The organism is Roseovarius confluentis, from assembly GCF_002917925.1.
Lineage (GTDB): Bacteria > Pseudomonadota > Alphaproteobacteria > Rhodobacterales > Rhodobacteraceae > Roseovarius > Roseovarius confluentis.
The window spans coordinates 1-3501 of sequence record NZ_PPFE01000020.1 but is presented as its reverse complement, the minus strand read 5'-3'; the positions used below and the strand labels follow the sequence as shown (position 1 = coordinate 3501).

The window sequence follows — 3501 nt, the reverse complement described above, 5'->3', positions numbered from 1 at the left end:
CGGTAACGAAATCACTCATGCGGCCAGCTCCGGCATTCGGACCGCGGCATCCGCTTCGAATGTGCCATCGGGATCCAGCGCCCTCAGCGCCGCCAGTTCCGCCGCGGTGGGTTCGGGGGTTGGACCGGCCTGCGACATGTCGGTTTCGAAACCGGTCGCGGCACGTATGTCGTCCAGCGTGACATCCGGGTGATGCGAGGCCACCGCAAGCCGTCCGTCCCTCTTGTCGAAGACGCACATCGGCGTGACGACGGATTGCAGGTTCCCCTTGGCCGTCTGGAAGAACAGCGTGTCGACCAGCGTGCGCGTCGAATGCTCCGTCCGCCACGTGGCGGCCCGCTTCAGCGTCGGCATCATCACGGCCGATCCGCCGCCGCCCGGCAGGCGCACCTTGGGGCTGTCCCAGTCCCCGATGACCGAGTTGTTGGTCGCCCCGGTGCCGTCGATCTGGCTGGCGCCGAGGAAACACAGGTCCATGCCGCCGCGCGTGCACAGATCGTAGAAATCCTCGTTGGCAAAGATCGAGCGCGACCCCGCGGTAAGGGCCGCGTCCCCCGACGACAGGGGCACCGGTCCCGCCAGCTCGGCATCGACCCCTCCGGCGACGTTCAGCCATGTGAAGTCGAAGTCGTAGGCGCGCTTCGCGACCAGGCAGGCCAGCATAGGCAGGGTCGAGTTCACACCCGAGAACGTCACCTCTGACGGTCGGATCAGGCGGGCCAGGTTGATGACGATATAGGAAAACGGGGTATACTTGGTCATGCCGGCTCCTCCTGCCTGGCTTCGGGTGCCGCCGCCATGTGCTCCTCGATGGAGCCATCGGCGCTTTCTTCCACGTACCGGGCGACGGCATCGTAGTTGACGTCGTAAACCGGGGCGAGCGACCCCGGCCAGGCGCCCTGCGGCGCATGAACGGCGGCGGCGGTCATGAAAGCGGGCACCAGGGTCAGTTCCGGCCGCTGCGAAAAGCTTTCGGACGGGGCCAGGGTCTCGGCGGTCACCAGGACCTTGCGGGCCGCGCGTGTCAGCGCCCGGTCCCAATGCGGCGAGCCCTCGACGCGGGCATTGCCGTCGCGGTCCACCGCATGGGCATGAATGACGGCGAAATCCGGGCGGATGGCCGGGATCAGCCAGACCTCTTCTTCGCCGCCGTAGGGGTCTGTCATCTTCTTCCAGCCGGACACCTCGGCGATCTGGCTGCCATGCACGCCGCCGACCGGCATGAAGGGCACGCCGGCTCCGGCCGCGCGCAGCCCGGCGGTCAGCGTCATGCAGGCGTGTTCTTCCAGCTTCACCGTCCCGCTTTCGATCGCCTTGCGATACCCGCCGGCAAGACCGAAATTGCCTTCCATGGCGACGATCCCGGCCCGCACGCGCGACACGCACCCGGCCCGGCACAGGATGTCGATGTCGTAACCGGGGGATGCCTTGATGATTTCCAGGTCGCGCTTGCCCTGCCGGATCAGCTCGCGGACAAAGGCGAAGGGGCCGCGGTGCAGGAAGCTGCCGCCCAGCCCGATGGACGCGCCATCCGGGATCGTGGCGACCATCTCTTCCAGGGTGACAAGTTTTTCCGAACGGGTCATGAGGGAACCTTTCGCTTCAAAGTGTCTGTTGCGGCTTTGGCGTCTTGCCGCGCCGCTTTCTGGGCCGCGACGTAGGCGGCGATCCGGTCGCGCAGACCGGGCCGCGCGGCAGACGCGACGAACGCGGCCATGTCCGCTTCGGGATCGGCCCGGCAGACCGTGGTCGACAGCTGCGCCGCCACGTGCGGGTCAAGTTTCAACACCCCTGCGCTCCAGTCCTCCAGCGCCTCTTCCGGCGCGGCGGGCGTGGCATGCACGAGGCCAAGCCGCAGCGCATCCTCCGCGGCGACGGGCCCGCCGGCAGACAGCACCCGTTCCGCCGCGTTCCCGCCAATCCGAAGCGACAGGCGATGCGTGCCGAGGAAGATGCCGAACCCGAGACCCGGGAACGCCATGCGCCCGCCGTCCGACAGCACGCGGTGCTGGCAGCAGACCAGGATGTCGGCCCCCGCTCCGATCGCGGCTTTCTGTGCCAGGCCGAGTGTCCGGCACGGCAAGGACCACAGCCGCTGCAGCATCAGCTCGATGCGCGTCAGCAGCCACAGCATGTCCGCATCCGACCGGCTCTCGATCCCGGCAAGGTCGAGCCCGGCACAGAAGACCGGCCCGGCGCCGGTGATCACCAGGCCGCGCGGCGTTTCGGCCTCGACCCGGTCAAAGGCCGCATGCAGGGCCTCGACCATGTCGAGCGACAAGGCGTTGCGCGTGTCCGGCGCGTTCAGGGTCAGGCGCCAGACGGGGCCTTCGGTGTGCAGCAGCACGGCGTCCGTCATGCCACTTTCTCCGCGTCCAGCTCCGCCAGGATCGCGGCGCGATCCCCGTCCAGCCCCGGCGGGCCGCTGCGGATCGTGAACGCGCGCCCGGACATGGAAACGGGCGGGCCGAAGGTCGAAATCTCCGCTCCGGAGGGAAGCTCCGTGCGCTGGACCCAGCCCTGCGCTTCGACCTGCGGGTCGGCCAGCGCTTCGGGATAGGTGTTGATCGGCGCACAGGGCACCCCGGCCGCGCTGAACCGGGCCAGCCATTCCTCCGCGTCTTCCTTGACGAAACGCTCTTCCAGCAACGGCTTCAGCTCCGCCTGGTTGGTCGCCCGGTCCGAGGTGGTCACGAAGCGCGGGTCGTCTTTCAGGGCCTCCAGCCCGGTAACGGCGCACACCTTCTCCCAGAGACGGTCATTGCCGGCGGCGATGACGAAATGCGTGTCCCGCGCCGCATAGGCCTCGTACGGAGAGTTGCGCGGATGCGCCGCCCCCAGCTTTCGCGGCACGTTCCCGGTGCCGAAATACTCGGATGTCTGCAACGCGGCGATGCCCAGCGAGCAGCCCAGCATCGAGGCGTCGATATGCGACCCCTGCCCGCTTTGCCGCGCGGCCATCAACGCGGAAGCCACGTTGAACGCGCCGTAGAGGCCGGTCGCGAAATCGGCGATGGGCACACCGCACTTGACCGGCGGAACTCCCTCGTGGCCGGTCACGCTCATGATCCCCGAGATCGCCTGCATGGTCACGTCGAACGCGCCCTGCTTCGCCTTGGGGCCGGTCTGACCGAAGGCGGAGATCGAGCAATAGACCAGCGCCGGGTTCCAGGCTTTCGCGGTCTCGTAATCCAGCTTGAGCCGTTCCATGACACCGGGTCGCGAATTCTCGATCACCACGTCGGCGCGCGTGATCAGCGCGCGCGCGGTGTCGTAGTCACCCTGATCCTTCAGATCGAGCGCGATCGATTTCTTGTTGCGATTCAATGACGCGAAGTTCTCCGAGTAGCCGTCGGTGATCGGCGGCCATGCCCGCATGGCATCGCCGGCGGGGGGTTCGATCTTGATGACCTCCGCCCCCATATCCGCCAGAAGCATCCCGCAAAACGGCCCAGCCGCGATCTGGCAAATCTCGACCACGCGAACGCCGGCCAGCGGAAG

Annotated in this window: 4 protein-coding genes; all 4 read right to left on the bottom strand. The window is 67.7% G+C overall.

The features are described 5' to 3' along the window. Positions 1–15: 15 nt before the first annotated feature. Positions 16–762 carry a CoA-transferase subunit beta gene (locus C2I35_RS21725; RefSeq protein WP_103765134.1) on the bottom strand — a complete coding sequence of 249 codons (747 nt, stop codon included), beginning with the start codon at positions 760–762 and terminating at the stop codon, positions 16–18. Then, the gene (locus C2I35_RS21720; RefSeq protein WP_103765133.1) at positions 759–1586 is read right to left on the bottom strand and encodes a CoA transferase subunit A; all 828 of its coding nucleotides are present in this window, start codon (positions 1584–1586) and stop codon (positions 759–761) included. Before C2I35_RS21720 ends, C2I35_RS21725 begins: the two co-directional genes overlap by 4 nt. Next, on the bottom strand, positions 1583–2359 hold the full coding sequence (locus C2I35_RS21715; protein ID WP_103765132.1) for an enoyl-CoA hydratase/isomerase family protein: 777 nt from the start codon (positions 2357–2359) through the stop codon (positions 1583–1585). The genes C2I35_RS21720 and C2I35_RS21715 overlap by 4 nt, the downstream gene beginning before the upstream one ends. Then, a partial coding sequence (locus C2I35_RS21710; protein WP_342749733.1) for a CaiB/BaiF CoA transferase family protein occupies positions 2356–3501 on the bottom strand: 1146 nt, incomplete at its 5' end. The genes C2I35_RS21710 and C2I35_RS21715, both read right to left, overlap by 4 nt.

Coding starts and splice junctions, on each gene's coding strand:
- C2I35_RS21725 (WP_103765134.1), bottom strand. CDS start 762: ATGACCAAGTATACCCCGTTTTCCTATATCGTCATCAACCTGGCCCGC.
- C2I35_RS21715 (WP_103765132.1), bottom strand. CDS start 2,359: ATGACGGACGCCGTGCTGCTGCACACCGAAGGCCCCGTCTGGCGCCTG.
- C2I35_RS21720 (WP_103765133.1), bottom strand. CDS start 1,586: ATGACCCGTTCGGAAAAACTTGTCACCCTGGAAGAGATGGTCGCCACG.